Annotated in this window: 19 protein-coding genes and 1 riboswitch; of the genes, 6 read left to right on the forward strand and 13 right to left on the reverse strand. The window is 71.7% G+C overall.

The window, feature by feature from the left end:
• Nucleotides 1-15: 15 nt before the first annotated feature.
• Nucleotides 16-2,931 (reverse strand): bifunctional acetate--CoA ligase family protein/GNAT family N-acetyltransferase, encoded by a 2,916-nt coding sequence (locus tag R2B67_RS07180; RefSeq protein WP_317816965.1) that lies wholly within the window; start codon nucleotides 2,929-2,931, stop codon nucleotides 16-18.
• A 165-nt stretch (nucleotides 2,932-3,096) separates the two neighbouring features.
• Here R2B67_RS07180 and R2B67_RS07185 point away from each other — a divergent pair, with 165 nt between their 5' ends.
• Complete coding sequence (locus R2B67_RS07185) at nucleotides 3,097-3,378, forward strand: HPr family phosphocarrier protein (protein ID WP_007449776.1); 282 nt, start codon at nucleotides 3,097-3,099, stop codon at nucleotides 3,376-3,378.
• A gap of 167 nt (nucleotides 3,379-3,545) precedes the next feature.
• On the opposite strand, the gene R2B67_RS07190 is transcribed toward R2B67_RS07185, so the two are convergent.
• The 4 genes from R2B67_RS07190 to R2B67_RS07205 form a co-directional block, all read right to left on the reverse strand.
• Entirely contained in the window at nucleotides 3,546-4,253 is a 708-nt protein-coding gene (locus R2B67_RS07190; RefSeq protein WP_317816967.1) for a GntR family transcriptional regulator, read from the reverse strand.
• 254 nt (nucleotides 4,254-4,507) lie between these two features.
• On the reverse strand, nucleotides 4,508-5,323 hold the full coding sequence (locus R2B67_RS07195; protein ID WP_317816969.1) for a M23 family metallopeptidase: 816 nt from the start codon (nucleotides 5,321-5,323) through the stop codon (nucleotides 4,508-4,510).
• Nucleotides 5,324-5,336: 13 nt separating this feature from the next.
• Nucleotides 5,337-5,503: riboswitch (cyclic di-AMP (ydaO/yuaA leader) on the reverse strand.
• A 222-nt stretch (nucleotides 5,504-5,725) separates the two neighbouring features.
• On the reverse strand, nucleotides 5,726-7,096 hold the full coding sequence (locus R2B67_RS07200; protein WP_018516278.1) for a M16 family metallopeptidase: 1,371 nt from the start codon (nucleotides 7,094-7,096) through the stop codon (nucleotides 5,726-5,728).
• A gap of 26 nt (nucleotides 7,097-7,122) precedes the next feature.
• Nucleotides 7,123-8,478 (reverse strand): M16 family metallopeptidase, encoded by a 1,356-nt coding sequence (locus R2B67_RS07205; RefSeq protein WP_317816970.1) that lies wholly within the window; start codon nucleotides 8,476-8,478, stop codon nucleotides 7,123-7,125.
• Nucleotides 8,479-8,738: 260 nt separating this feature from the next.
• Between R2B67_RS07205 and R2B67_RS07210 the strand changes: the two genes are divergently transcribed.
• Complete coding sequence (locus R2B67_RS07210; protein WP_317816971.1) at nucleotides 8,739-11,192, forward strand: DNA gyrase/topoisomerase IV subunit A; 2,454 nt, start codon at nucleotides 8,739-8,741, stop codon at nucleotides 11,190-11,192.
• A gap of 33 nt (nucleotides 11,193-11,225) precedes the next feature.
• On the opposite strand, the gene R2B67_RS07215 is transcribed toward R2B67_RS07210, so the two are convergent.
• Nucleotides 11,226-12,380, reverse strand: coding sequence for a CobW family GTP-binding protein (locus tag R2B67_RS07215; RefSeq protein WP_317816972.1), 1,155 nt, complete (start codon nucleotides 12,378-12,380; stop codon nucleotides 11,226-11,228).
• Between the two features lie 24 nt (nucleotides 12,381-12,404).
• Entirely contained in the window at nucleotides 12,405-13,559 is a 1,155-nt protein-coding gene (locus R2B67_RS07220; protein WP_317816974.1) for a citrate synthase, read from the reverse strand.
• Between the two features lie 121 nt (nucleotides 13,560-13,680).
• Here R2B67_RS07220 and R2B67_RS07225 point away from each other — a divergent pair, with 121 nt between their 5' ends.
• A complete protein-coding gene (locus tag R2B67_RS07225) occupies nucleotides 13,681-14,940 on the forward strand; it encodes a citrate synthase (protein ID WP_317816975.1) in 1,260 nt (419 codons plus the stop codon).
• Nucleotides 14,941-14,977: 37 nt separating this feature from the next.
• Here R2B67_RS07225 and R2B67_RS07230 read toward each other — a convergent pair whose 3' ends face one another.
• Nucleotides 14,978-15,997, reverse strand: coding sequence for a LacI family DNA-binding transcriptional regulator (locus tag R2B67_RS07230; protein WP_237328296.1), 1,020 nt, complete (start codon nucleotides 15,995-15,997; stop codon nucleotides 14,978-14,980).
• A gap of 228 nt (nucleotides 15,998-16,225) precedes the next feature.
• Between R2B67_RS07230 and R2B67_RS07235 the strand changes: the two genes are divergently transcribed.
• Together R2B67_RS07235 and R2B67_RS07240 are read left to right on the forward strand one after the other, a co-directional pair.
• Complete coding sequence (locus R2B67_RS07235; RefSeq protein ID WP_317816977.1) at nucleotides 16,226-17,869, forward strand: ATP-binding protein; 1,644 nt, start codon at nucleotides 16,226-16,228, stop codon at nucleotides 17,867-17,869.
• Entirely contained in the window at nucleotides 17,866-18,534 is a 669-nt protein-coding gene (locus R2B67_RS07240) for a response regulator (protein ID WP_018516286.1), read from the forward strand. The genes R2B67_RS07235 and R2B67_RS07240 overlap by 4 nt, the downstream gene beginning before the upstream one ends.
• 36 nt (nucleotides 18,535-18,570) lie before the next feature.
• Here the strand turns inward: R2B67_RS07240 and R2B67_RS07245 are convergent, their stop codons facing one another.
• The 3 genes from R2B67_RS07245 to R2B67_RS07255 form a co-directional block, all read right to left on the reverse strand.
• Complete coding sequence (locus R2B67_RS07245) at nucleotides 18,571-20,163, reverse strand: monocarboxylic acid transporter (RefSeq protein ID WP_317816978.1); 1,593 nt, start codon at nucleotides 20,161-20,163, stop codon at nucleotides 18,571-18,573.
• Nucleotides 20,160-20,660 carry a DUF485 domain-containing protein gene (locus R2B67_RS07250; protein ID WP_317816980.1) on the reverse strand — a complete coding sequence of 167 codons (501 nt, stop codon included), beginning with the start codon at nucleotides 20,658-20,660 and terminating at the stop codon, nucleotides 20,160-20,162. The genes R2B67_RS07245 and R2B67_RS07250 overlap by 4 nt, the downstream gene beginning before the upstream one ends.
• A gap of 182 nt (nucleotides 20,661-20,842) precedes the next feature.
• On the reverse strand, nucleotides 20,843-22,969 hold the full coding sequence (locus R2B67_RS07255) for a DNA gyrase/topoisomerase IV subunit B (protein ID WP_030571374.1): 2,127 nt from the start codon (nucleotides 22,967-22,969) through the stop codon (nucleotides 20,843-20,845).
• Nucleotides 22,970-23,416: 447 nt separating this feature from the next.
• Here R2B67_RS07255 and R2B67_RS07260 point away from each other — a divergent pair, with 447 nt between their 5' ends.
• Nucleotides 23,417-23,647: a DUF7455 domain-containing protein gene (locus R2B67_RS07260; protein WP_018516290.1), complete on the forward strand. Its 231-nt coding sequence runs from the start codon at nucleotides 23,417-23,419 to the stop codon at nucleotides 23,645-23,647.
• A gap of 127 nt (nucleotides 23,648-23,774) precedes the next feature.
• Here R2B67_RS07260 and R2B67_RS07265 read toward each other — a convergent pair whose 3' ends face one another.
• Both R2B67_RS07265 and R2B67_RS07270 read right to left on the reverse strand, forming a co-directional pair.
• Nucleotides 23,775-24,605, reverse strand: a complete 831-nt coding sequence (locus tag R2B67_RS07265) for a serine protease (protein ID WP_317816981.1) — start codon at nucleotides 24,603-24,605, stop codon at nucleotides 23,775-23,777.
• A gap of 136 nt (nucleotides 24,606-24,741) precedes the next feature.
• Nucleotides 24,742-26,289 (reverse strand): RNA polymerase sigma factor, encoded by a 1,548-nt coding sequence (locus R2B67_RS07270; RefSeq protein ID WP_018516292.1) that lies wholly within the window; start codon nucleotides 26,287-26,289, stop codon nucleotides 24,742-24,744.
• Nucleotides 26,290-26,380: the final 91 nt, after the last annotated feature.

Raw genomic sequence — 26,380 nt, forward strand, 5'->3', positions numbered from 1 at the left:
GCTGCCTAAAACCTGTCAGTAGTTCGGGAGGCGGCGGGGGCCGAGGTCGCCGCGCGGGGGCGGTGGGGCCAGGCGGACGCTCGCGCCGAGCACGGTGAGGCCCTGGGGGGCCACGACCACCGGTTCCAGCGCCACGGAGACCACTTCGGGGTGGTCGTCGACCAGCCGGGAGAGCCGCAGCAGCAGCTCCTCCAGGGCCGGGGTGTCCACGGGCGCCGAGCCGCGCCAGCCGAAGAGGACCGGGGCCGCCTTGATCGACCGGATCAGCTCGGCGGCGTCGCGGTCGGTGGCCGGAACCAGCCGGTGCGCGGTGTCGCCGAGCAGCTCGGAGGGGGCGCCCGCGAGGCCGAAGGAGAGGATGGCCCCGGCGGCGGCGTCGATGGAGGCCCGGACGACGGTGTCCACGCCGCGCGGGGCCATGGACTGGACGACCGGGAGGAGTTCGGCGGGCTTGCCGAGGAGCTCGGTGAACTCTCCGTACGCCCGGCGCAGCGCGTCCTCGTCCGCGAGGTCGAGCCGGACGCCGCCGAGGTCGGCGCGGTGGCGCAGGTGGGGTGCGGTGGTCTTCAGCGCCACCGGGTAGCCGAGGCGGGCGGCCGCCGCGACGGCGGTTTCGGGGTCCGGGGCGGGGAGCGTGGGGCGTACGGGGATGCCGTAGCGGCCGAGCAGCTCGCGGGCCTCGTCGTGGGTGAGGGGGCGGCCGCGCGGGTCGGGGGTGGCGCCGAGCAGGGTGTCGATCAGGGCGGCGGCGCCGGGCTCATCGGTGGTCTCGTCCAGGAACTCGGGCACCTTGCCGGGGGTGGCCGCCTGGCGCCGCCACTGGGCGTACTTCACGGCCTCGGCCAGCGCCCGTACGGCGCGTTCGGCGGCGGGGTAGGCGGGGATGCGGCCGGGGGTTCGCTCGATGCCGTCGGCTTCCTCGGTTCCTGCGGCTTCCTCGGTTTCTGAGGCTCCTGCGGCTGCTACGGTCGCGGGCTCCGTGGGGGTGGGCGCGGTGGTCGCGGCGGGCGGGCCGGACGGCTGGGCGGCGAGCGTCGTGGGCCGGGTGCGGGGTGCGGCCGTGCTGCTCGCGGCGGCCAGCGCCTCCGCCAGGCCGCCGATCTCCACGTGGACGACGGCGACGGGCTTGGCAGGGCTTTTGGCCGCGGCGCCGTGCAGGGCGGCGGCCAGCACCTCGCCGTCACCGGTCTCGGCCTCACCGTTCTCCCCCACCCACGGGATGGCGGTGACGATCACGGCGTCGCAGGTGGAGTCGGCGAGCGCCTCGGCCAGCGCGTCCCGGAAGTCCTGCGGGGATGCGGCCGTGGTGAGGTCGATCGGCGGGCGCGGGCGGAGCCCCTCGGCCAGGCAGGCGTCGTACGTGAGGAGGCCGAGGGACTCGGAGTTGCCGAGGATCGCGACCCGGGGCCCGGCCGGGAGCGGCTGGCCCGCCAGGAGCAGCCCGGCGTCGACCATCTCGGTCACCGTGTCGACCCGGATGACGCCCGCCTGCCGCATCAGGGCGGAGACGGTGGCGTCGGGGATGCGGCTGACCGGGACGGCGTGGCCGGGCGGGTTGGTGCCGCTGTGGCGGGCGCCCTTCACCACGACGACGGGCTTCACGGCGGCGGTGCGGCGGGCGAGGCGGGTGAACTTGCGGGGGTTGCCGAGCGATTCGAGGTAGAGGAGGGCGACGTCGGTGTCCTGGTCCTCGAACGAGTACTGGAGGAAGTCGTTGCCGGAGACGTCGGCCCGGTTGCCCGCCGAGATGAACGAGGAGAGGCCCGCGCCCCGCCGGTGGAGGCCGGAGAGGAGGGCGATGCCGATCGCGCCGGACTGGGTGAACAGGCCGATCCGGCCGCGGGCGGGCGACTCGGGGGCCAGAGAGGCGTTCAGCCGGACGGACTCGGCGGTGTTGATGATGCCGAAGGCGTTGGGGCCGATGATCCGCATGCCGTACGAGCGGGCCTGGCGGACCAGTTCGCGCTGGAGCTCGCGGCCGGCGGAGCCCCGCTCGGCGTAACCGGCGGAGAGGACGACGAGGCCCTGGACGCCGTGCTCGCCGCAGTCGGCGACCGCTTCGGGGACGCGGTGGGCGGGGACCGCGATGACGGCCAGGTCGACCTGCTCGTCGATCTCGCCGAGCGAGCGGTGGGCGGGGACGCCGTCGAGGGTGGTGAGGCCCTCGTCGAAGGCGCGGTTCACGGCGTACGTACGGCCGGTGAAGCCGGCGGCGAGGAGGTTGCGCAGGACCGTGCGGCCCACTCCCCCGGGTGTGCGGCCGGTGCCGATCACCGCGACGGAGCCGGGGGCGAGGAGGCGCTGGACCGAGCGGGCCTCGGCGCGCTGTTCACGGCCGCGCTGGACGGCGAGGGACTTCTCGGTGGGTTCGAGGTCGAGCGTGAGGTGGACGGAGCCGTCCTCGAAGCTGCGCCGCTGGGTGTAGCCGGCGTCCCGGAAGACCTTGATCATCTTGTTGTTGGCGGGGAGCACCTCGGCGGCGAAGCGCCGGATGCCCCGCTCGCGGGCGACCGCGGCGATGTGTTCGAGCAGCGCCGATGCGACTCCGCGGCCCTGGTGGGCGTCCTGGACGAGGAAGGCGACCTCGGCCTCGTCGGCGGGGGCGGAGGCGGGCCTGCCCTGGTCGTTGATGCGGTCGTAGCGGACGGTTCCGATGAACTCGCCACCGATCGTGACGGCCAGTCCCACCCGGTCGACGTAGTCGTGATGGGTGAAGCGGTGCACGTCCCGGTCGGAAAGGCGGGGGTACGGCGCGAAGAACCGGTAGTACTTCGACTCGTCGGAGACCTGCTCGTAGAAGCTGACCAGCCGTTCGGCATCGTCCGTGGTGATCGGCCTGATGCGTGCGGTGCCACCGTCGCGGAGCACCACGTCCGCTTCCCAGTGGTCGGGGTACGCGTGATGCGGACTCTGCTCCGGCGAGGGCTCCATGGGCAAAGCCTACGGCCGGTGTCCCGGTCGCGGAGGGGTCGGTACCGGGGCAGTCTGAGGACTGCCCCGGTCAGGGCGTCGCGGAGGGGAGGGAGGCCGGGCACAGCATCGCGCACCGCATGAGAGACTGGTCTAGACAACCGTTGATATGTGAAGGGCAGAACCATGGCTGAGCGCCGCGTAAACGTCGGTTGGGCCGAGGGCCTGCACGCCCGCCCCGCTTCCATCTTCGTCCGTGCCGCCACGGCTTCCGGCGTCCCCGTGACGATCGCCAAGGCCGACGGCAACCCGGTCAACGCCGCCTCGATGCTCGCGGTGCTGGGTCTGGGTGCGCAGGGTGGCGAGGAGATCGTGCTCGCGTCCGACGCGGACGACGCCGAGGCCGCCCTGGACCGTCTGGCGAAGCTGGTCGCCGAGGGGCTCGAAGAGCTCCCCGAGACCGTCTGACGATCCCGAGACCGTACAACGGCGACGGACTGTGAGCCGTGGTTCCCCGAGGGGGACCACGGCTCTTTTCGTTATTCCTGACACCTGAGCATCAGCCACTCCGACTTTATTCGGGCAGCACGAATAAAGCCCTCGGCAATTACTTCTCTTTGTATACGGCGTCCTTGTTAATAGCGGGCACCCGCGATGTTTACGCCGTGTTGCGAAGAACTCACCCGGGGCGGCGGCGCCGTGCGCCGGCCGGGGCGGTCCGGGCGGCGCAGCCGGTGCGCCCCGGCGGCCCGTTCCGCATGCTGGGCGGTCAGCGCCCTGGCCCGTTCCGCGTCGCCGCGCGCCACCGCGTCCACGATGGCCCCGTGCTCGGCCCAGGAGTCGACCGGGCGGGCCGGCTGCTCGACGGCGTACATCCAGGCGATCTTGTGCCGGAGCTGGGTGAGCAGGGCGATGAGGCCGGGGCTGCCGGAGGCCTGGGCGAGGGTCTCGTGGAACCAGCCGCCCAGCGACCGCAGATCCTCCCCTTCGCCCCGGCGGGCCCGCTCCTGGCCCAGCCTGACCAGCCCGCGGAGCACCTTGAGGTGGGCCTCCGTACGGCGCTGGGCGGCCCGGGCGGCGCCGAGCGGCTCCAGCAGCATCCGCACCTCCAGCAGGTCGGCGGCCTCCTGCTCGGTGGGCTCGGCGACGCAGGCCCCGGCGTGCCTGCGGGTGACGACGAAGCCCTCGGACTCCAGGGTGCGCAGCGCCTCGCGCACCGGGACGCGGGAGACCCCGTACCGCCGCGCCAGCAGCTCCTCGGTGAGGCGGCTGCCGCGCTCGTAGACACCGGAGACGATGTCGTCACGGATTGCCGTGCATACCGATTGCGCGGGAATGCGCATGTCCGAACCTCCGCCTTAATCCCCGCGAAACGCGGCCGGCCGACGCCTGTTCCGTGACTCTATTGCAATCTGCCGCAATTTCCGATGGCAGGCCGGAATTGATGGATATCTTCTGGCCAAGGGTCGGGATGGAGTGGCGCGGTACGGGGCTTTCGCGGCGCACGCCGAAGGCCCCGGCGGGAAACCGGGGCCTTCGGGAGACAGGGTCGCGCGAGGTGGGGTCAGGCGAGGTGGGGGTCAGACGAGGTGGGGGGTCAGACGTTGACGCCGTGCGAGCGCAGGTAGCCGACCGGGTCCATGTCCGAGCCGTACTCCGGGGTGGTCCGGGCCTCGAAGTGGAGGTGCGGGCCGGTGGAGTTGCCGGTGGAGCCGGAGAGGCCGATCTGCTGGCCGGAGCTGACGCTCTGGCCGACGGAGACGCCGATCGAGGAGAGGTGGCCGTACTGGGTGTACGTGCCGTCCGTCATCCGGAGCACGATGTTGTTGCCGTACGCGCCGCCCCAGCCGGCCTCGACGACCGTACCGGCGCCGACCGCGACGACGGAGCTGCCGGAGGCGGCGCGGAAGTCCACGCCGGAGTGGCTGCCGGAGGACCAGAGCGCGCCGCCCGACTTGTAGCCGGTGGTGACGGACGAGCCGGCGACCGGGAGGTGGAAGGCGTTGAGGCGGGCGCGCTCGGCGGCGCGGGCGGCCCGGGCCTTCTCCTCGCGGATCTCCTTGGCGCGGGCCTCGGCCTTGCGCTGGGCCTCCGCCTTCGCCTTGGCCTTCGCGGCCTTGGCCTTGGCTTCGGCGGCCGCCTGGGCCTTCGCCTTGGCGATCGCTTCGGCCTGCTGGTGCTGGGCCCGGGCCTGGGCGTCGATCTGCTCGGCGAGCGTGGCGTCGAGGGCGATGGCCTGGGTGAGTCCGGTCTCGGCGGCCTTGGGGGCCTCGGAGTCCGCTGCGGCGGCCGGGGAGGCCAGGGAGCCGAGGACTCCGGTGGTGGCCAGGGCCGCGATGCCGGCGGCCTGGGCGCTGCGGCGCGTCAGGCGGCTCGGGGCACGGTGCTTCCCGGTGGCACGGGTGAACGCCATGGAGGGGCTGATCCTTTCCTTCCTTCTCGCCTACCGGGTTAGCTGACGGGTTCGGAGCAGGAAGGTCTCCTACGGAGCTCCGCGCCGGGTCACGGCACGGGGATCCGATTCACCCCAGGGACTGCGTGGGTCCCCGGCTCCCCAGGCTCGCGCCTGACGGGGACTCGGCGATGGCTGCCCGGCGCCGCGGACGCGGCATACGGGTGACGGACAGCCGGGCCGACGCTAGGCGGGGCGGCTTCCCGGCACCAAACGGACAGGGGGATTTGTCGCGCATCCCACAGGGCACATAGCCGCACTTTTAAACAAAAGGAATGATCACCACTTAACGGACATACAGAAGGACCCCGGCGAATCACTCTCCGCCGGGGTCCTTTCGTCCTGGTGTGTGCCGACGGTGCGTCAGCCGGTGACGACGGTCACCTCTCCGATGCCGAGCGCCTTCACGGGCTCCGCGATCTGGGCCGCGTCGCCCACGAGGACCGTGACCAGCCGGTCCACCGGGAAGGCGCTGACCACGGCCGCGGTCGCCTCGACGGTGCCCGTCTCGGCGAGGCGGGCGTACAGCTGGGCCTGGTAGTCGTCGGGAAGGTGCTGCTCGACCTGGTCGGCCAGGGTGCTCGCGACCGAGGCGGCCGTCTCGAACTTGAGCGGGGCGACGCCCACCAGGTTCTGCACGGCCGTCTCACGCTCGGCATCGGTCAGGCCTTCGGCCGCCAGCGTCCGCAGGACCTTCCAGAGGTCCTCCAGCGCCGGTCCGGTGGACTCGGTGTCCACCGAACCGCTGATGGCGAGCATCGCGGCGCCGCCCGAGTCGGGTCCGGTGGAGCGCAGGACCTGGGCGAAGGCGCGGACGCCGTAGGTGTAGCCCTTCTCCTCGCGCAGCACCCGGTCCAGCCGGGAGGTGAGCGTGCCGCCCAGGCAGTACGCGCCGAGCAACTGGGCGGGCCAGACGCGCTCGTGCCGGTCGGCGCCGATGCGGCCGATCAGCAGCTGGGTCTGGACCGCGCCGGGGCGGTCCACGATGACCACCCGGCCGGTGTCGTCGGCGGTGATCGGCGCGACCGGGCGGGCCTGGGCCGTGTTGCCCGACCAGTCGCCGAGGGTGTCGGCGAGCAGGGCGTCCAGGTCGATGCCGGTCAGGTCGCCGACGATGACGGCCGTCGCGGTGGCCGGGCGGATGTGGGCGTCGAAGAAGGCGCGCACGGCGGCTGCGTCGATCCGCCGCACCGTCTCCTCGGTGCCGAGCCGCGGGCGGGACATCCGGGCGGTGGCCGGGAACAGCTCCTTGGAGAGCTGCTTGGCGGCGCGCCGGGACGGGTTGGCCTGCTCGTGCGGGATCTCGTCGAGCCGGTTGCCGACGAGCCGCTCGATCTCGCTCTCGGCGAAGGCCGGGGCGCGCAGGGCCTCGGCGACCAGGCCGAGCGCCTTGGCCAGCCGGGAGGCCGGGACCTCCAGGGAGACCCGGACGCCGGGGTGGTCGGCGTGCGCGTCGAGGGTGGCGCCGCACCGCTCCAGCTCGGCGGCGAACTCCTCGGCGCTGTGCTTGTCGGTGCCCTCGGAGAGCGCGCGCGACATGATCGTGGCCACGCCGTCCAGGCCCTCGGGCTCGGCGTCCAGCGGCGCGTCCAGGAAGATCTCCACGGCGACGACCTGCTGGCCGGGGCGGTGGCAGCGCAGCACGGTCAGCCCGTTGGGCAGGGCGCCGCGCTCGGGGGCGGGGAACGCCCACGGGCGGGCGGTGCCCGGGGTCGGCTGCGGGTGGTACTCCATGGCTACTCCAGTCACGGCGGCGTCGCTCACTTGTCCGCCCCCTCGGGCGCGTCGGTGGCCTCTTCGGCGTCCTCGGCCGGCTCGACGGGCTCGTAGACCAGCACCGCCCGGTTGTCGGGGCGCAGGGCCGCCGCTGCCGCCTCGCGCACCTCGTCGGCGGTGATGTCCAGGACGCGTCCCACGGCGGTCAGGGCGAGCTGCGGGTCGCCGAACAGGACCGCGTAGCGGCACAGTTCGTCGGCGCGGCCCGCGACCGTCCCCAGCCGGTCCAGCCACTCGCGCTCCAACTGGGCCTGGGCGCGCTCCATTTCCTCCGGCGTGGGGCCCTCCTCGGCGAACCGGGCCAGCTCCTCGTCGACGGCGGCCTCGATCGTCTCCACCTCGACACCGCCGGAGGTCTTCACGTCCAGCCAGCCCAGCGAGGGCGCCCCGGCGAGCCGCAGCAGCCCGAAGCCCGCCGCCACCGCCGTACGGTCGCGGCGGACCAGGCGGTTGTGCAGCCGGGAGGACTCGCCGCCGCCCAGCACGGTGAGCGCCAGGTCGGCCGCGTCACAGGCGCGGGTGCCGTCGTGCGGGAGCCGGTAGGCGGCCATCAGCGCACGCGCCGGGACCTCCTCGTGGACCACTTCGCGCAGCTGCTCGCCGATGATCTCGGGCAGGGTGCCGTCGCGCGGCGGCTGCTTGCCGTCGTGGGACGGGATGGAGCCGAAGTACTTCTCGACCCAGGCGAGGGTCTGCTCGGGGTCGATGTCCCCGACGATGGAGAGCACCGCGTTGTTGGGCGCGTAGTACGTACGGAAGAACGCGCGGGCGTCCTCCAGGGTGGCGGCGTCCAGGTCGGCCATGGAGCCGATCGGGGTGTGGTGGTACGGGTGGCCCTCGGGGTAGGAGAGGGCGGTGAGCTTCTCGAACGCGGTGCCGTAGGGCACGTTGTCGTAACGCTGGCGCCGTTCGTTCTTGACGACGTCGCGCTGGTTCTCCATGGACTCCTCGTCGAGGGCGGCGAGGAGGGAGCCCATACGGTCGGCTTCCAGCCAGAGAGCCAGCTCCACCTGGTGGGTGGGCATGGTCTCGAAGTAGTTGGTCCGCTCGAAGCTGGTCGTCCCGTTGAGCGAACCGCCGGCTCCCTGGACGAGCTCGAAGTGGCCGTTCCCCTTGACCTGTCCCGAGCCCTGGAACATCAGGTGCTCGAAGAGGTGAGCCAGACCGGTGCGTCCCTTGACCTCGTGGCGCGAACCGACGTCGTACCAGAGGCAGACCGCGGCGACCGGGGTCAGATGGTCCTCGGAGAGCACCACACGCAGGCCGTTGGCCAGGCGGTGCTCGGTCGCTGTCAGGCCGCCGGAGCCGGCCTGTGCGGTGGCCGTGTGACCCATGGGCATGTACGTCCCTTCGATCGCGATACTGGACTTCCTGACCGGTACTTCCTGCCAGACCTGCCACTCTAAGCAAGCGCACCGGCACCTGGCGAAGTTCCCGTTCCGCGGAAGTTTCCGTCGATGGTGTCCCCGGCCGTGCCGCCCGGGAGGCCTTCGGACGGGTCGAGGTCCGCGTTGTCAGTGCGGAGGTCCACAATGGTCCGCATCAGTACCCCAGGTTGTCCGATCAGAATCCGTGAATCCGAGAAGGAGTCGCAGCCGCGATGGCCCGCCGTAGCACGAAGACCCCGCCGCCGGACGACTTCGAGGAGAAGATCCTCGACATCGACGTCGTCGACGAAATGCAGGGCTCCTTCCTCGAGTACGCGTACTCGGTGATCTACTCCAGGGCCCTGCCCGACGCCCGCGACGGCATGAAGCCGGTGCACCGGCGCATCGTGTCCCAGATGAACGAGATGGGACTGCGCCCGGACCGCGGCTATGTGAAGTGCGCGCGCGTCGTCGGCGAGGTCATGGGCAAGCTGCACCCCCACGGTGACGCGTCGATCTACGACGCCCTGGTGCGGATGGCGCAGCCCTTCTCGATGCGGCTGCCCCTGGTCGACGGCCACGGCAACTTCGGCTCCCTCGGCAACGACGACCCGCCGGCCGCGATGCGGTACACCGAGTGCCGGATGGCGGACGCCACGTCGCTGATGACCGAGGCGATCGACGAGGACACCGTCGATTTCCAGTCGAACTACGACGGCCAGGAGCGCGAGCCGGTCGTCCTCCCGGCGGCCTACCCCAACCTCCTGGTCAACGGGGTCTCGGGGATCGCGGTCGGCATGGCGACCAACATGCCCCCGCACAACCTGGGCGAGGTCATCGCCGCCGCCCGCCATCTGATCAGGCACCCGGGCGCCGACGTCGAGACGCTGATGCGTTTCGTTCCCGGCCCCGACCTGCCCACCGGCGGCCGCATCGTCGGTCTCGGCGGCATCAAGGACGCGTACACGAACGGCCGCGGCACGTTCAAGATCCGCGCCACCGTCGCCGTGGAGGACGTGACGGCCCGCCGCAAGGGCCTCGTCGTCACCGAACTGCCCTTCACCGTCGGCCCGGAGAAGGTGATCGCCAAGATCAAGGACCTGGTCTCGGCGAAGAAGCTCCAGGGCATCGCCGACGTCAAGGACCTCACCGACCGGGCGCACGGCCTGCGTCTGGTCATCGAGGTGAAGAACGGCTTCGTGCCGGAAGCGGTGCTGGAACAGCTCTACAAGCTGACGCCGATGGAGGAGTCCTTCGGCATCAACAACGTGGCACTGGTCGACGGGCAGCCGCTCACCCTGGGCCTCAAGGAGCTGCTGGAGGTCTATCTCGACCACCGCTTCGAGGTGGTGCGCCGGCGCAGCGAGTTCCGCCGCACCAAGCGCCGCGACCGGCTGCACCTGGTCGAGGGTCTGATCGTCGCCCTCCTCGACATCGACGAGGTCATCCGGATCATCCGGGACAGCGACAACTCCGCACAGGCGAAGGAGCGCCTGATGGAGCGCTTCTCGCTGAGCGAGATCCAGACGCAGTACATCCTGGACACCCCGCTGCGCCGGCTCACCCGGTTCGACCGGATCGAGCTGGAGAGCGAGCGCGACAAGCTCAACGGCGAGATCGAGGCGCTGACGGCGATCCTGGAGTCGGACGCGGAGCTGCGCAAGCTCGTCTCCTCGGAGCTGGCCGCCGTGGCGAAGAAGTTCGGCACGGACCGGCGTACGGTGCTGCTGGAGTCGGCCGCGTCGCAGATCGCGTCCGTGCCGCTGGAGGTCGCCGACGACCCGTGCCGGGTGCTGCTCTCCTCGACGGGTCTGCTGGCCCGTACGGCGAACGCGGAGCCGGTCGAGATCTCCGAGGACGCCCGCCGCACCAAGCACGACGTGATCGTCTCGGCGGTCGCGGCGACGGCGCGCGGCGATGTGGGAGCGGTGACCTCCACCGGGCGGCTGCTGCGGCTCTCGGTGATCGACCTGCCCCAGCTGCCGGACACCCATGCGGAGCCCAACCTCTCGGGTGGGGCGATGATTTCGGAGTTCCTCAACCTGGAGGCGGACGAGGAGCTGGTCTGCCTCACGACGCTCGACGAGGCGTCGCCGGGGCTGGCGATCGGTACGCTCCAAGGGGTGGTGAAGCGCGTCGTGCCGGACTATCCGGCCAACAAGGACGAGCTGGAGGTCATCGCCCTCAAGGACGGTGACCGCATCGTGGGCGCGGCCGAGCTGCGTACGGGCGAGGAGGACCTGGTCTTCATCACCTCCGACGCCCAGCTCCTGCGCTACCCGGCGGCGTCGGTGCGCCCGCAGGGGAGGGCCGCCGGAGGGATGGCGGGCGTCAAGCTGGGGGCGGGGGCCGAGGTGCTGTCGTTCACGGCGGTGGACCCGGCGTCGGACGCGATCGTGTTCACGGTGGCCGGTTCGCACGGGACGCTGGACGACTCGGTGCTGACGTCGAAGCTCACCCCGTTCGACCAGTATCCGCGCAAGGGCCGGGCGACCGGCGGGGTGCGGTGCCAGCGGTTCCTGAAGGGTGAGGACGTCCTGGTCTTCGCCTGGGCGGGCGCCACGCCGGCCCGGGCCGCCCAGAAGAACGGCACCCCGGCGAAGCTGCCGGAGCCGGACCCGAGGCGGGACGGCTCGGGCACACCGCTGCTCCAGCCGGTGGCCGTGATCGCGGGGCCGCCGCTGTAGGCCCACTGCACGACCAGGAGCGGCCCGGGGGCGCTACGCCTCCGCGGCCGCTCCTTCTCGTACGTCCTCGGGCCCGGGCTCCTGTTGTACGTCCTCGGGCCCCGGCTCCTGTTGTACGTCCTCCAGCTCCGGCTCCTGTTGTACGTACCGGAGCACGCCCCACATGGCGCGTTCGGTTTCGGCGTCCGGGGTTTCGGGACCCGGCTCCGCGCGGCAGGCGGTGAGCCCGGCCCGCAGCGCCTCGGCGTCGATCCCGGCGCCGATCAGGACGAGCTGGGTGAGCCGCTGTTCGCCCCGCGCCCACGGCTGCGGTACGAAGCGCAGGAACCGGCCGACCGCGTGCAGCGCGTACCTGTTGTCCCGGTCCCCCGCGCCGAAGTCCGCGAACCCCTTGATCCGGTACAGGCCTTCGGGCCGGGAGTCGAGGAACGCGATGAAGCGGCGCGGTTCCAGGGGGACGTCCGAGGTGAAGTCGACGCTCTCGTACGCCGCGTGCAGATGGCCGGCGTGGTCGTCGCCCGCCTCCTCCCGCAGCAGATCCTCGAAGGTGAGCTGACGGATCTTCTCCTCGCCGTCCGGCCGCAGCGCCGGGTCGAAGAGCAGCTCCGGGTCGATCCGGCCCTGCACGGCGGAGATCACGGCGGCGGGTCCGCTCAGCTCGGCGACCGTCGCGCGCAGCCGCTCCCGCTCGGCCTCCCCCACCCGGTCGGTCTTGTTCAGGACGACGAGGTCCGCGACGGCGAGATGGCGGTCGATCTCCGGGTGGCGCTCCCGGACCCCGTCGAACTCGGCGGCGTCGACGACCTCGACCAGCCCCCCGTACAGGATGTGCGGGTTCTCGCTGGCCAGCAGCATCCGTACGAGCTCCTGGGGTTCGGCGAGGCCGCTCGCCTCGATGACGATCAGGTCCAGCCGGGCGGAGGGGCGGGTGAGCGTCTCCAGGAAGGTGTCGAGTTCGCTCGCGTCGACCGCGCAGCACAGGCAGCCGTTGCCCAGGGAGACCGTCGAGCCGACCTGCCCCGCGACCGTCATGGCGTCGATCTCGATGGATCCGAAGTCGTTGACGATCACGCCGATCCGGGTGCCCGCGCGGTTGCGGAGGAGGTGGTTCAGGAGCGTGGTCTTGCCGGAGCCGAGAAAGCCCGCCAGGACGACGACCGGGATCTGCTGGGTGCGGGGCGGGGTCAACGGGGGCCTTCCTCGGAGGGGCGGTCAGGGGGCGGGGACCGGCTGCGGCGGGGGTGTGCCGATGTAGCGGGCCGCCGGGCGGATGATCTTCGAGTCCTCCGCCTGCTCCAGGATATTGGCGCTCCACCCGATCACCCGCGCCGCGGCGAACGTGGGCGTGAACATCGCGCGCGGCAGCCCGCAGAGCTCCATGACGACCCCGGCGTAGAACTCCACGTTGGTGTGCAGCTCCCGCCCCGGCTTGAGCTCGGCGAGGATGGCCTCCACCTGCCGCTCGACCTCCACGGCGAAGTCGACGAGCGGTCCGCCGAAGCCCTGCGCGATCGACTTGAGCATCCGGGAGCGCGGGTCCTCGGTGCGGTAGACGGGGTGGCCGAAGCCCATGATGCGGCGGCCGGAGAGGACCTGCTCGCGGATCCAGCCGTCGATGCGGTCCGGGGTGCCGATGGCGTCCAGGGTGTCCAGCGCGCGGCTGGGCGCCCCGCCGTGCAGGGGTCCGGAGAGTGCGCCGACGGCGGCGACCAGGCAGGCGGCCAGGTCGGCGCCGGTGGAGGCGACGACGCGGGCGGTGAACGTGGAGGCGTTGAAGCCGTGGTCGACGGTGGAGATGAGGTACTGCTCGACGGCCCGGACCCGGTCGGGCTCCGGCTCGGTGCCGGTGAGCATGTACAGGTAGTTGGCCGCGTAGGGCAGATCCTCGCGGGGTTCGACGGGTTCGAGGCCCTCGCCGAGGCGGTGGAGCGCGGTGAGGATCGTGGGTACGGCGGCGCAGGCGGCCAGCGCGTCCGCGCGGCGGCTCTCGGCGTCCAGGTCGTAGACCGGGCGGTACCCACGGGAGGCGCCGAGCAGCGACAGGGCCGTACGGAGTCCGGCGAGCGGGCCGGACACCGCGCCCGCGCGGGCGATGGCGGGCAGGGCCTCGGTCACGTCGGCGGGGAGCGCGCGCAGGCTCGCCGTACGGGCGGTGAAATCGGCGGCCTGCGCGCGGTCGGGCAGCTCGCCGTGGAACATCAGATACCAGACGTCCTCGAAGCCGCGGGTCTGCGCGAGCTCGATCGCCGAGAACTGGCGGTAGTGGTAGAAGCCCTCGCGGCCGCGGACATCGCCGAGGGCGGTGTCGGTGACGACGACGCCGGCGAGACCGCGGGGGACAGCGGGGACGACAGGGGTGGTGGTCATGGCCGATCTCTCCTCCGTGCATGCAGCATTGATTCGACTGTCCATGCTTGACTCGAAATCTGTCAATGTTGATTGAATCAACATGAAGGGGCGGTGGATACAGGTGGATACGGTGGTCCCCATGACGGATCAACCAGAGCCCGGCCGCCCGGACCCACCCCGGCTGACCACCCGCGAGGCCGCCGAGCTGCTGGGGGTGAAGCCGGAGACGGTGTACGCGTACGTCAGCCGGGGCCAGCTCAGCAGCGTGCGGGCGGCCGGGGGCCGGGGCAGCACGTTCGACGCCGAGGAAGTGCGGGCGCTGGCCCGGCGCTCGGGGCGGCGCGAGCCGTCACCGGCCGGGGGCGACCTCGTGTTCCGTACCGGCATCACGCTCATCGAGGAGGACCGGTACTACTTCCGGGGCGTCGACGCGACGGAGCTGGCCCGGCGCCACGGCTACGAGGAGGTCGCGGAGTGGCTGTGGACCGGTGAGCTGCGGCCGGGCGTCCGCTTCGAGGCGCCGCCCGAGACCCTCGCGGCCGCCCGCCGGACGGTCGGCGCGCTGCCCGCGCACAGCGGGTCGACGGACCGGCTGCGGGTGGCGGTGACCGCTGCCGCCGCCACGGATCCGCTGCGGTTCGACCTGTCGCCGGAGGCGGTGCTGAGCAGTGCGCGGAGCCTGATCCCGACGCTGGTGGGGGCCTTGCCGGTGGTCGGCGGCGCACCGGAGGCCGAAGGGGGCTCCACGGGCTCCCTGGCCCGGCAGCTGTGGCCCCGGCTGACCGCGCGACCGGCCGATGCCCCGGCCCTCGCCGTGCTGGACGCGGCCCTGGTCCTCCTGATCGACCACGACCTCGCGGCCTCCACCCTGGCCGCCCGGGTCGCCGCATCCGCGCACGCCCATCCGTACGCCGTGGTCTCCGCCGGCCTCGGGGTCCTGGAGGGCCCGCTGCACGGCGCCGCGAGCGGGTCGGCCCACCGCATGCTCCAGGAGGCCGTGGACCGGGGCAGCGCGGTCCCGGTGGTCGCCGACCACCTGCGGACCGGGCGCCGGGTGCCGGGCCTGGGCCACCGGCTCTACCGGGGCGAGGATCCCCGGGCCCGCACCCTGTTCGCCCTGCTGGAGGACGTTCCGCAGGCGGCCGGGGCGCTGGCGGCGGCCCGGGAGGTGGTCGCCACGACGGCCCGCCACGCGCCGTTGCACGCCAACATCGACCTGGCGCTCGCCGTCCTCTCCGTGGCCTGCGGGATGGCGGCGGAGGCGGGCGAGACGGTGTTCGCGGTCTCCCGCACGGCGGGCTGGATCGCGCACGCGCTGGAGGAGTACGGGGAGCGCCCGCTGCGGATCCGGCCGAGCGGGCAGTACACCGGTCCCCGGCCGCCCCAGCCCACCCCGTAGGCGGGCCAGGTCCGGACCAGCGCAAATTGGCTACGGATCAGCGGGAATTCTCGCGCGGCGGCTGGGCGGTGGACCCGCGCACCACCAGTTCGGGCTCGAAGAGCAGCTCATCCGAGGGCACGGTCCGCCCGCCGATCTGCACCGAGAGCAGCTCCACGGCCGCGCGTCCCATGGCCTCGATGGGCTGGCGGACGGTGGTGAGCGGCGGCTCGGTGCAGTTCATGAACGCCGAGTCGTCGTAGCCCACGACCGAGACGTCGCCGGGCACCGAGAGCCCCCGGCGGCGGGCGGCCCGGACCGCGCCGAGGGCCAGCGGGTCGCTGGCGCAGATGATGCCGGTGACGCCGCGCTCAAGCAGCCGCATGGCGGCAGCCTGCCCGCCCTCCAGCGAGAACATCGCCCGCGCCACCCACTCGTCGGGGATGGACGTGCCGGTCTCCTCCGCGAGCACCCGGGCCGCGGCGAGCTTGCGCTGCGAGGGCACATGGTCGGACGGGCCGAGGACGAGGCCGATGCGCTCGTGGCCGAGCGAGACGAGGTGGCGCCAGGCCTGCTCGACGGCGACGGAGTCATCGCAGGAGACGCCCGGAAAGCCGAGACGGTCGATGGCCGCGTTGATCAGGACGACGGGGATCTTGCGGTCGGCGAGCACCTTGTAGTGGTCGTGCGGGGCGTCCTCCTGGTGGTAGAGGCCGCCCGCGAAGACCACGCCGGAGACCTGCTGCTGGAGGAGGAGCTCGACGTAGTCGGCCTCCGAGACGCCACCCTTGGTCTGCGTGCAGAGCACCGGGGTGAGCCCCTGCTGGGCCAGTGCGCCGCCGACCACCTCGGCGAAGGCCGGGAAGATCGGGTTCTGCAGCTCGGGGAGGACCAGCCCGACCAGCCGCGCCCGCTCCCCCCGCAACTGGGTGGGCCGCTCGTAACCGAGGACGTCCAGCGCGGAGAGGACGGCCTGCCTGGTGGCGTCGGAGACGCCCGGCTTGCCGTTCAGCACCCGGCTGACCGTCGCCTCGCTGACTCCCACCTTCTGGGCCACTTGAGCAAGTCGTCGCGTCATGAGCGCAAGATTAGCGCAAGAAGTGCAAGTGGATTGCGCTACTGACGAACTCACGACAACTGCCGAACTCCCCGCAACGCTCCCAGAACGCCCGTACGGGAACGTTCGCCGCACGAGAACGCTCGCCGTACGAGAACGCTCACAGAAGCCGCGCCGCCAGGCAAGAGGGACGGCCTGGGGAACCGAACGGATTTCCGCCCCGCCCCCGCGCCCTTTACCGTCTCTACGATGAACGCCCCACCGCACTCCGACCGGGGACCGCGCCGGTTCGGCTGGCCGCAGCGGGTCTTCTCCCAGGTCCTGCTCATGCAGCTGGCCATCATCACGGGCGTCACCGTGCTGGTCACCGGCCTGTTCCTGGCCCCCCTCAGCGCCCAGCTGGACGACGAGGCGATGCGCCGCGCCCTGGCCATCGCCCAGAGCACGGCCGCCCAGCCCGGCATCGCGGAGGACCTGCGCACCACGGAGCCGTCCGCGCTCGGCCCCGTACAGTCCGCCGCCGAGGAGATCAGGCGGGCCACCGGCGCGGAGTACGTCGTCGTGATGGACCGCCGGGGCGTGCGCTGGTCGCACCCGGAGGCGGACCGGATCGGCGAGGTGGTCTCCACCGACCCCGGGGACGCGCTCCGCGGCCGGGAGGTCATGGAGATCGACAGCGGCACGCTGGGCCGCTCGGCCCGGGGCAAGGTGCCGTTGCGCGACCCCGGGGACGAGGTGGTCGGCGCGGTCTCGGTCGGGATCGAGTACGACAGTGTCCGCGCCCGCCTCCTCGGCGCGATCCCGGGGCTCCTCGCGTACGCCGGAACGGCCCTGGCCGTCGGCGCGCTCGCCGCGTACCTGATCTCCCGGCGGCTGCAACGGCAGACCCATGACCTGGCGTTCTCCGATATCTCCGCGCTGCTGACCGAGCGCGAGGCGATGCTGCACTCCATCCGCGAAGGGGTCGTCGCGCTCGACGGCACGGGCCACATCCGGCTGCTCAACGACGAGGCGCAGCGACTGCTGGGGCTTGGCCCCGAGGCGGCGGGACGGCCGCTGGAAGAGGTGCTGGACCCCGGCCGGACCGTGGACGTGCTGGCGGGGCGGGTGGTGGGCGACGACCTGCTGGCCGTCCAGGGCAGCCGGGTGCTGCTGGCCAACCGGATGGAGACGGACGACGGCGGCGCCGTGGTCACCCTTCGGGACCGGACCGAGCTCGAGCACCTCGGCCGCGAACTCGACTCCACCACCGGGCTGATTGACGCGCTCCGCGCCCAAGACCACGAGCACGCCAACCGGCTGCACACCCTGCTGGGGCTGCTGGAGCTGGAGATGCACGAGGACGCCATGGAGTTCGTCACGGAAGTGGTGGGCGTCCACCGGGCGACGGCGGAGCAGGTCACCGAGAAGGTGCGGGACCCGCTGCTGGCCGCGCTGCTCGTCGGCAAGACGACGGTCGCCGCCGAGCGCGGTGTCTCGCTGCGGCTGGCCCCCGGCACGCTGCTGCCGGACCGGGTGGTGGACCCGCGCGGCCTGGTCACGGTGGTCGGCAACCTCGTCGACAACGCCACGGACGCGGCGGCGGGGTCTCAGGACGCGCGGATCGAGGTCGGGCTGCGGGCCGAGGGCCGTACGGTGGAGCTGCGGGTACGGGACAGCGGCCCGGGGATCGCCCCGGAGCAGCACGCGTCGATCTTCACCGAGGGCTGGTCCACCAAGGACCTCCCGGCCCACGGCAAGCGCGGCCTCGGACTTCCCCTGGTCCGTCGGCTCGCGGAGCGCCAGGGAGGCAGTGTGACGGTCTCCGGGGCCGACGGGGGCGGGGCGGTCTTCACCGTGGTCCTGCCGGAGGCGCTCGGCGCGGCGAGCCCCACGACGGGAGGGAAACAGTGATCCAGGTCCTGATCGTGGACGACGACGTCCGGGTGGCGGAGATCAACGCCGCGTACGTCGCCAAGGTCGCCGGATTCCGGGTGGCCGCGCAGGCCCACTCGGCGGCCCAGGCGCTGGCCGTGGTCGAGGAGGTGCCGGTGGACCTGATCCTGCTGGACCACTACCTCCCGGACCGTAACGGCCTCGCCGTCGTACGGGAGCTGCGCCGGCTGGGCCGCCAGGTCGACGTGATCATGGTGACCGCCGCCCGTGACGTGGCGACCGTGCAGGACGCGATGCGGCACGGCGCGCTCCAGTACCTGGTCAAGCCGTTCACGTACGCCGGTCTGCGCTCGAAACTGACCGCGTACGCGGCGCTGCGCCACACCCTCGACGGCGGCGGTCAGGCCGAGCAGGCGGAGGTGGACCGGCTCTTCGGCGCCCTGTGGGCGGCGGGCGAGCCGGACCTGCCCAAGGGCCACTCCCCCACCACCGCCGAGCTGGTCCGGCGGGCGCTGCGCGACGCGGACGGCCCGCTCTCCGCCCAGGAGATCGCGGAGAGCGCGGGGATGAGCCGGCAGACGGCGCAGCGCTATCTGAAGCTGCTGGAGCGGACGGGGAAGGTCCGGCTGACGCTGCGGTACGGCGAGACGGGCCGCCCGGAACACCGGTACGCCTGGGCCTAGAAGTCCTCGCTCACGCCGCCCCCGTACGCGAAGTCTCTACGCCGCCCCCGCCCCCGTCAGCGCCCTGACCTCGCTCTCGGCGTGCTTGGCCTCGTCCGGCTTCTCGCGCGAGGTGACCGTACCGAGCCAGCCCGCCAGGAAGCCGAGCGGGATCGAGACGAGCCCCGGGTTCTCCAGCGGGAAGAGCTGGAAGTCGACGCCCGGGAACAGGGACGTGGGGCTGCCCGAGACGACGGGTGAGACCAGGACCAGGACGACGGCGGGGACGAGGCCGCCGTACACCGCCCAGACCGCGCCCCGGGTGGTGAAGTTCCGCCAGAACAGCGAGTAGAGCAGGGCCGGGAGGTTGGCCGAGGCGGCCACGGCGAAGGCGAGGCCGACGAGGAACGCCACGTTGAGGTTCTGCGCGAGCAGGCCGAGCGCGATGGCGACCGCCCCGATCCCGGCGGCGGCGAGCCGTGCGACGGCCACTTCGCCGTACTGCTTGCGTCCCGGGCGGCGGAGCGAGGCGTAGAGGTCGTGGGCGACGGAGGCCGAGGAGGCGAGCGTGATGCCCGCGACGACGGCCAGGATGGTGGCGAAGGCGATCGCGGCGACGACGGCGAAGAGAACCGTTCCGCCGGTGGAACCCTCACCACCGCCGAGGTCGAGGGCCAGCAGGGGTACGGCGGTGTTGCCCGCGGCGTTCGAGGAGCGGACCTCGGCGGAGCCGACCAGGGCCGCGGCGCCGAAGCCGAGCACGATCGTCATCAGGTAGAAGCTGCCGATGAGGCCGATGGACCAGACGACGGACCGGCGTGCCGCGCGGGCCGTGGGCACGGTGTAGAAGCGCGACAGGATGTGCGGCAGCCCCGCCGTGCCGAGGACGAGCGCGACGCCCAGGCTGATGAAGTCGAAGCGGGAGATCCAGTCGCCGCCGTAGCGCAGACCAGGGGCGAGGAAGTCCTTGCCGTGGCCGCTGCGTTCGGCGGCGGTGGTGAGCAGGCTGTTGACGTCGAAGCGGAACTGGACCAGGACGAGCACGGTGAGGGCGACGGCCCCGCCCATCAGCAGCACGGCCTTGACGATCTGGATCCAGGTGGTGGCGCGCATCCCGCCGAACGACACGTAGACGACCATCAGCGCGCCGACCCCGACCACGGTCCACGTCCGGGCCGCGTCGCTCGTCCCGCCGAGCAGCAGGGCCACCAAGGAGCCCGCACCGACCATCTGGGCGACGAGATAGAGCACAGAGACGGTGACGGAGGAGGTGCCGAGCGCGATACGCACCGGGCGCTCCGCCATGCGTGCGGCGACCACGTCGGCGAGCGTGAACCGGCCGCAGTTGCGGACGAGTTCGGCCACCAGCAGCAGGACGACCAGCCAGGCGACCAGGAAGCCGACCGAGTAGAGCATGCCGTCGTAGCCGAAGAGGGCGATCAGCCCGGAGATGCCGAGGAAGGAGGCGGCCGACATGTAGTCGCCGGCGATGGCGAAACCGTTCTCCATGGGCGAGAACAGGCGTCCGCCGGCGTAGAACTCCTCGGCGGAGCCCTGCCGGTTGCGGCTGACCCAGGTGGTGATGAAGAGCGTCACCGCGATGAACGCGCAGAACAGCAGGAGGGCGAGGGTCTGGTGGTCGCCTCTCAACGGACCGGCCCTCCTGCCGCGGGCTGTCCGGCGCCCCGCGTCATCTCCTGGGTGTCCCAGCGCAGATCGAGGGCGGCCCGGTCCCTGCGCAGCCGCGCGTGGCGTGCGTACGCCCAGGTCAGGAGGAAGGTGGTGAGGAACTGGCCGAGACCCGCCACCATCGCCACGTTGACCGCTCCGGCGACCGGGCGTGCCATCAGCGCGGGCGCCGTGGTGGCCGCGACGACGTACGCGAGATACCAGAGGAGGAAGGCCAGGGCGGCGGGCAGCACGAAGCGGCGGTAGCGGCGGCGCACCTCGCGGAAGGCCGCGCTGCGGTGCACCTCCAGGTAGATCTCGGCCGCGCTGAGCCCGTGCGGCGGGTCCGCGGGGCCGGGCGCGCCGTCCTCCGCCTCGCCTCCCACGCCGTCCGCCTCGCCCCAGCCCGCGGCCGACGCCTCGTACCACGGGTCGTCGAGCCGCACTCCCGCGGCCGTCGGCCCTGCTTCCTTCTCCACCGAGCAACTCCCTTGTCCACGGACCTTTTCGGCCGCGTGGCCCACCATGAGCGGTAAGGGAAGCTCCCGGACGCGCCATTCGCCCGAATTCACCTCTTCAGGTGACAGAAGTCCCGAACGCAGGCGGCCCCGCCCTTCCGGTGATCCGGAAGGGCGGGGGCCTCAGGGGTTGATTCGGCTGCCTACGCGTCGATGCGCGAGCGGTCCAGGGTCGCCGCCGAGCTGGTGATGAACTCCTTGCGGGGCGCGACCTCGTTGCCCATCAGGAGGTCGAAGACCTGCTCGGAGGATTCCAGGTCCCCGATGTTGATCCGGCGCAGCGTGCGGTGGCGCGGGTCCATCGTGGTCTCGGCCAGCTGGTCGGCGTCCATCTCACCGAGGCCCTTGTAGCGCTGGATGGACTCCTTGATGCGCACGTTCTTGCGCTGGAACTCGAGAAGCGTCTGGCGCAGCTCGTTGTCCGAGTACGTGTACACGTACTTGTCCTGGCCCTTCTTGGGCTGGACCAGCTCGATCCGGTGCAGCGGGGGCACGGCGGCGAAGACCCGTCCGGCCTCGACCATCGGGCGCATGTAGCGCTGGAAGAGGGTCAGCAGCAGGGTGCGGATGTGGGAGCCGTCCACATCGGCGTCGGTCATCATGATGACCTTGCCGTAGCGGGCGGCGTCGATGTCGAAGGTCCGGCCGGACCCGGCTCCTATGACCTGGATGATGGCGCCGCACTCGGCGTTCTTCAGCATGTCCGAGACGGACGACTTCTGGACGTTGAGGATCTTGCCGCGGATCGGCAGGAGCGCCTGGAACTCACTGTTCCGCGCCAGCTTTGCGGTGCCGAGCGCCGAGTCGCCCTCGACGATGAAGAGCTCGCTGCGCTCGACGTCGTCGCTGCGGCAGTCGGCGAGCTTGGCCGGCAGCGAGGAGGACTCCAGCGCGGTCTTACGGCGCTGGGCGTCCTTGTGCTGGCGGGCCGCGATCCGCGTACGGGCGGCGGCGACGGCCTTCTCCAGGACCGCCCGGGCCTGGGCCTTGGCGTCCCGCTTGGTGGAGGTCAGGAACGCCTTGAGCTCCTTGGCGACCACGGCCGCGACGATCCGGTTGGCCGCCGAGGTGCCGAGCACCTCCTTGGTCTGCCCCTCGAACTGCGGCTCCGCCAGCCGTACGGTGACGACGGCGGTGAGCCCTTCGAGGGCATCGTCCTTGACCACGTCGTCCTCGGCGACCCGCAGCATCTTCGCGGAGCGGAGCGCCTCGTTCACCGTCTTGGTGAGGGAGCGCTCGAAGCCGCTGACGTGGGTGCCGCCCTTGGGGGTGGCGATGATGTTGACGAAGGAGCGGACGGTGGTGTCGTAGCCGGTGCCCCAGCGCAGCGCGATGTCGACGCCGAGCTCGCGGGTGACCTCGGTCGCGGTCATGTGGCCGCGGTCGTCGAGGACCGGGACGGTCTCCTTGAAGGTGCCGGTGCCGGTCAGCCGCTGGACGTCGCAGACGGCCTTGTCCTGCGCCAGGTACTCGCAGAACTCGCTGATGCCGCCGTCGAAGCGGAACGTCTCCTCGGTCTTGCCCTCGCCGTCGATCCCCCGCTCGTCGCGGACGACGATGGTGAGGCCGGGGACGAGGAAGGCCGTCTGGCGGGCCCGCTGGTAGAGCGTCTCCAGGTTGAGCTTGGCGTCCTTGAGGAAGATCTGCCGGTCCGCCCAGTACCTGACCCGGGTACCGGTACGGGTCTTGGGAACCCGCTTCCCCTTGCGCAGGCCGTTGGCCGGGTCGAAGGGGCTGTCGGGGCCCTGCTCGGTGAACATGCCCGGGACGCCGCGCCGGAAGCTGATGGAATGGGTCGCGCTGTTGCGGTCGACCTCGACGTCCAGGCGGGCGGAGAGGGCGTTGACCACGGAGGCGCCGACGCCGTGGAGGCCGCCGGAGGCCGCGTAGGAGCCGCCGCCGAACTTGCCTCCGGCGTGCAGCTTGGTCATGACGACCTCGATGCCGGAGAGGCCGGTCTTGGGCTCCACGTCCACGGGGATGCCGCGGCCGTTGTCCCGGACCTCGACGGAGGAGTCGTCGTGGAGGATGACCTCGATGTGGTCGCAGTGGCCGCCCAGGGCCTCGTCGACGGAGTTGTCGATGATCTCCCAGAGGCAGTGCATGAGCCCGCGGCTGTCGGTGGACCCGATGTACATCCCGGGGCGCTTGCGGACCGCCTCAAGTCCTTCGAGGACGAGAAGGTGCCGCGCGGTGTAGTTGGAGCTGTCCCGGTCGCCGCCTGCTGCGGTCAGCATCGCGGTGGACGGCACGGACGTTTCGGCGGTCACGCGGTTCGCTCCTCGCTGAATTTCATCTGGGCCCCTGGTGGGTATCACGGTCGGCTTCGGTTGCCGCTGAGAGCCTACAGAGGCCTGGTAGAGCGGTTGTAACGCCACCCTCGGGGAATCCTCATGCTAGACGAGCTTCATCCGGGCTCGCATGGATGTTCGATCATTCGTCGGAGTGACGTGCACATCACGTTCCCTTCGAGGCATGAACCATTTAGGCTCCGGGCACGTCCTCATGAACAAACCGGCAAGCCGGCCGGCGGGACCCACCCCCAAGACAAGCAATGCGAAACCGTAGCGCTCCGCATACGGCACATTCGCCGCCAACCGGCAACTGACAGCCATCCCGAGAAGAAGTTTCGAAGAAAAGCCACGAGCGGGAACGTTTTCGGCCTGGTTGGATGTTGACCCTGGTACGACAGCTCGTCGAGCTAGAGAAGAGGCGACGTGACTACTGTTCTGACCCCCGCGAGCCCGCTGACCGCAGCAGACCGCTGTGACCGTTGCGGCGCCCAGGCCTATCTGCGCGTCGTCCTGATCAGCGGCGGTGAACTGCTCTTCTGCGCCCACCACGGGCGCAAGTTCGAGCCGGAACTCAAGAAGATCGCCGCGGAAATACAGGATGAGACGGATCGGCTCACCGCCGTGCAGGCGACCGCCGACGAGGACCAACACTGACACCTCGCATCCACGACGAGCCAGGGGCCGGTCCAGGACCGGCCGACGGGCGGCACCCCCACCGGGGGCGCCGCCCGTTCTCGTACGTCGGCGAGTCTCTCGTACGCCGTGGAGTCTGCGGGCCCGCTCAGATGCGGCCCTCGGCCCACTTCAGGGCCGCCGAGACCCGGGTGTACACCCCGGGGCTGCCCGCACGCCCGCAGCCGCTCCCCCAGGACACCAGGCCGATGAGCCGCCCACGGGCCACCAGCGGCCCGCCGCTGTCGCCCTGGCACGCGTCCCGCCCACCCGCCGGATCGCCCGCACAGAGCATCCCTGAGGCGTCGTACGTGCCCTCCCGGCCGCCCGGGTAGGCCCGGGCGCACTCGCGGTCCGGCAGAACCTGGACCCGGGCGGAGCGCAGCACGGAGGCGTACGTACCGGCCCCGGTCGTGTCCCCCCACCCGTAGACCGCCGCGGCCGTCCCGGCCCGGTACGCCTCGTCCCCGGCCCGGGCCATCGGGATGACGCCGCTCTTCGGCAGCGCCCGGGACAGCGTCAGCACCGCGAGGTCGCCGGCGTTGGTGTCGGGGTCGTACGCCGGGTTGACCCAGACTCCCCGGACCGGGATCTCCTGGCCGCTCGTGTCACTCAGCCGGTCCCGCCCGGCGATGACGCGGAGGTCCTTCACGCGGCTCACCGGTCCGCCGAGCGCCTCTTCACCCAGACAGTGGGCGACCGTCAGGACCTTCGTGGGCGCCACGGCGACGCCGCCGCAGAACTGGCCCGAGCGCGCCCCGCCGAACCGGTCACGGCTGGACAGGGCCACCGCCCACGGGCTGTCCGCCACCGGGGCGGGCTGTCCGCCGACGACGATGCTGTCGGCGGCCGCCGGGAGCGGGGCCGCGAGCGGCGCTACGGCGGCCGCGGCGGTCAGGGCGAGGACCCCGGTCAGGGCACGGACGACGGGACGGGGCATGAAGGCTCCTGACACTGAGGTGGAAACGTTTCACCCAGCGTGATCCAGCCCGTCCCCCCGCGCACCCGCGGACACGCCGGAGGGCCCGGATCCCTGGGGATCCGGGCCCTCACCGGTGAATCTTCCGCCCTGTGTTCTAGTCCAGGTAGTCGCGCAGAACCTGCGAACGCGACGGGTGGCGGAGCTTCGACATCGTCTTCGACTCGATCTGGCGGATGCGCTCACGCGTCACGCCGTAGACCTTTCCGATCTCGTCCAGCGTCTTCGGCTGGCCGTCGGTGAGACCGAAGCGCATCGAGACCACGCCGGCCTCACGCTCGGAGAGCGTGTCGAGGACCGAGTGCAGCTGCTCCTGGAGGAGCGTGAAGCTGACCGCGTCCGCCGGGACGACGGCCTCGGAGTCCTCGATCAGGTCACCGAACTCGCTGTCGCCGTCCTCGCCGAGCGGGGTGTGCAGCGAGATCGGCTCGCGGCCGTACTTCTGGACCTCGATGACCTTCTCAGGGGTCATGTCGAGCTCCTTGGCCAGCTCCTCCGGGGTGGGCTCACGGCCCAGGTCCTGGAGCATCTGGCGCTGCACACGCGCGAGCTTGTTGATGACCTCGACCATGTGCACCGGGATACGGATGGTGCGGGCCTGGTCGGCCATGGCGCGGGTGATCGCCTGACGGATCCACCAGGTGGCGTACGTGGAGAACTTGTAGCCCTTGGTGTAGTCGAACTTCTCGACCGCGCGGATCAGACCGAGGTTGCCCTCCTGGATCAGGTCCAGGAAGAGCATGCCGCGGCCGGTGTAGCGCTTGGCCAGGGAGACCACCAGACGGAGGTTGGCCTCCAGGAGGTGGTTCTTGGCGCGGCGGCCGTCCTCGGCGATGATCTCCAGCTCGCGCTTGAGCTTCGGCGCGAGCTTGTCGGCGTTGGCCAGCTTGTCCTCGGCGAAGAGACCGGCCTCGATGCGCTTGGCGAGCTCGACCTCCTGCTCGGCGTTGAGGAGGGGAACCTTGCCGATCTGCTTGAGGTAGTCCTTGACCGGGTCGGCGGTGGCGCCGGCGACGGCGACCTGCTGGGCAGGCGCGTCGTCCTCGTCGTCGTCGGAGAGGACGAAGCCCTTGTTCTCGCCCTCGCCCTCCTCTTCCTCGCCCTTGCCGGCCTTGACCTCTTCGACGGCCTCGTCACCGTCGAGCAGTTCGTCGTCCTGCTTGCCGGACTTCTTCGCCGCTGTCTTCTTGGCCGCCGTCTTCTTCACGGCGGTCTTCTTGGCAGCCGTCTTCTTGGCTGCCGCCTTCTTCGCGGGGGCGGCCGCGACGGCGTCGTCGGCCACCGCGTCCGCGCTCTCGGCCGCCGGGGCGGCGGTGGCCGCGACGGTCCTCGTCACGGTGGTCTTCGCCGCGACAGTCTTGGTGGCGGTGCGCTTGACCGGGCTCTTCGCTGCGACGCTCTTGCGGGCGCGCTTCGGCGACTCCGCGGCACTGACCATCAGCGTCACACCCTCTTCCTCGAGGATCTGGTTGAGGCTGCGCAGAACATTCTTCCACTGGGTTGGCGGAATCTGGTCAGCCTCGAAGGCCCGACGCACGTCATCGCCGGCGATCTGCCCATCAGCCTTCCCTCGCTCGATGAGCGCCATGACAGACTCGGACTCGGCGATCTCGGGCGGGAGCGTACGGGATGTGCTGGCCGACACGAACAACCTCTCGGAACGATGGAAACGGCTTCCGGCCCTGCCCTGGAGAGGGCTGGAACCGACGACCGCCGACTGGGGATGTCGTCGACGG

The organism is Streptomyces cyaneofuscatus (assembly GCF_033109485.1).
GTDB classification, from domain to species: Bacteria; Actinomycetota; Actinomycetes; order Streptomycetales; family Streptomycetaceae; genus Streptomyces; species Streptomyces cyaneofuscatus.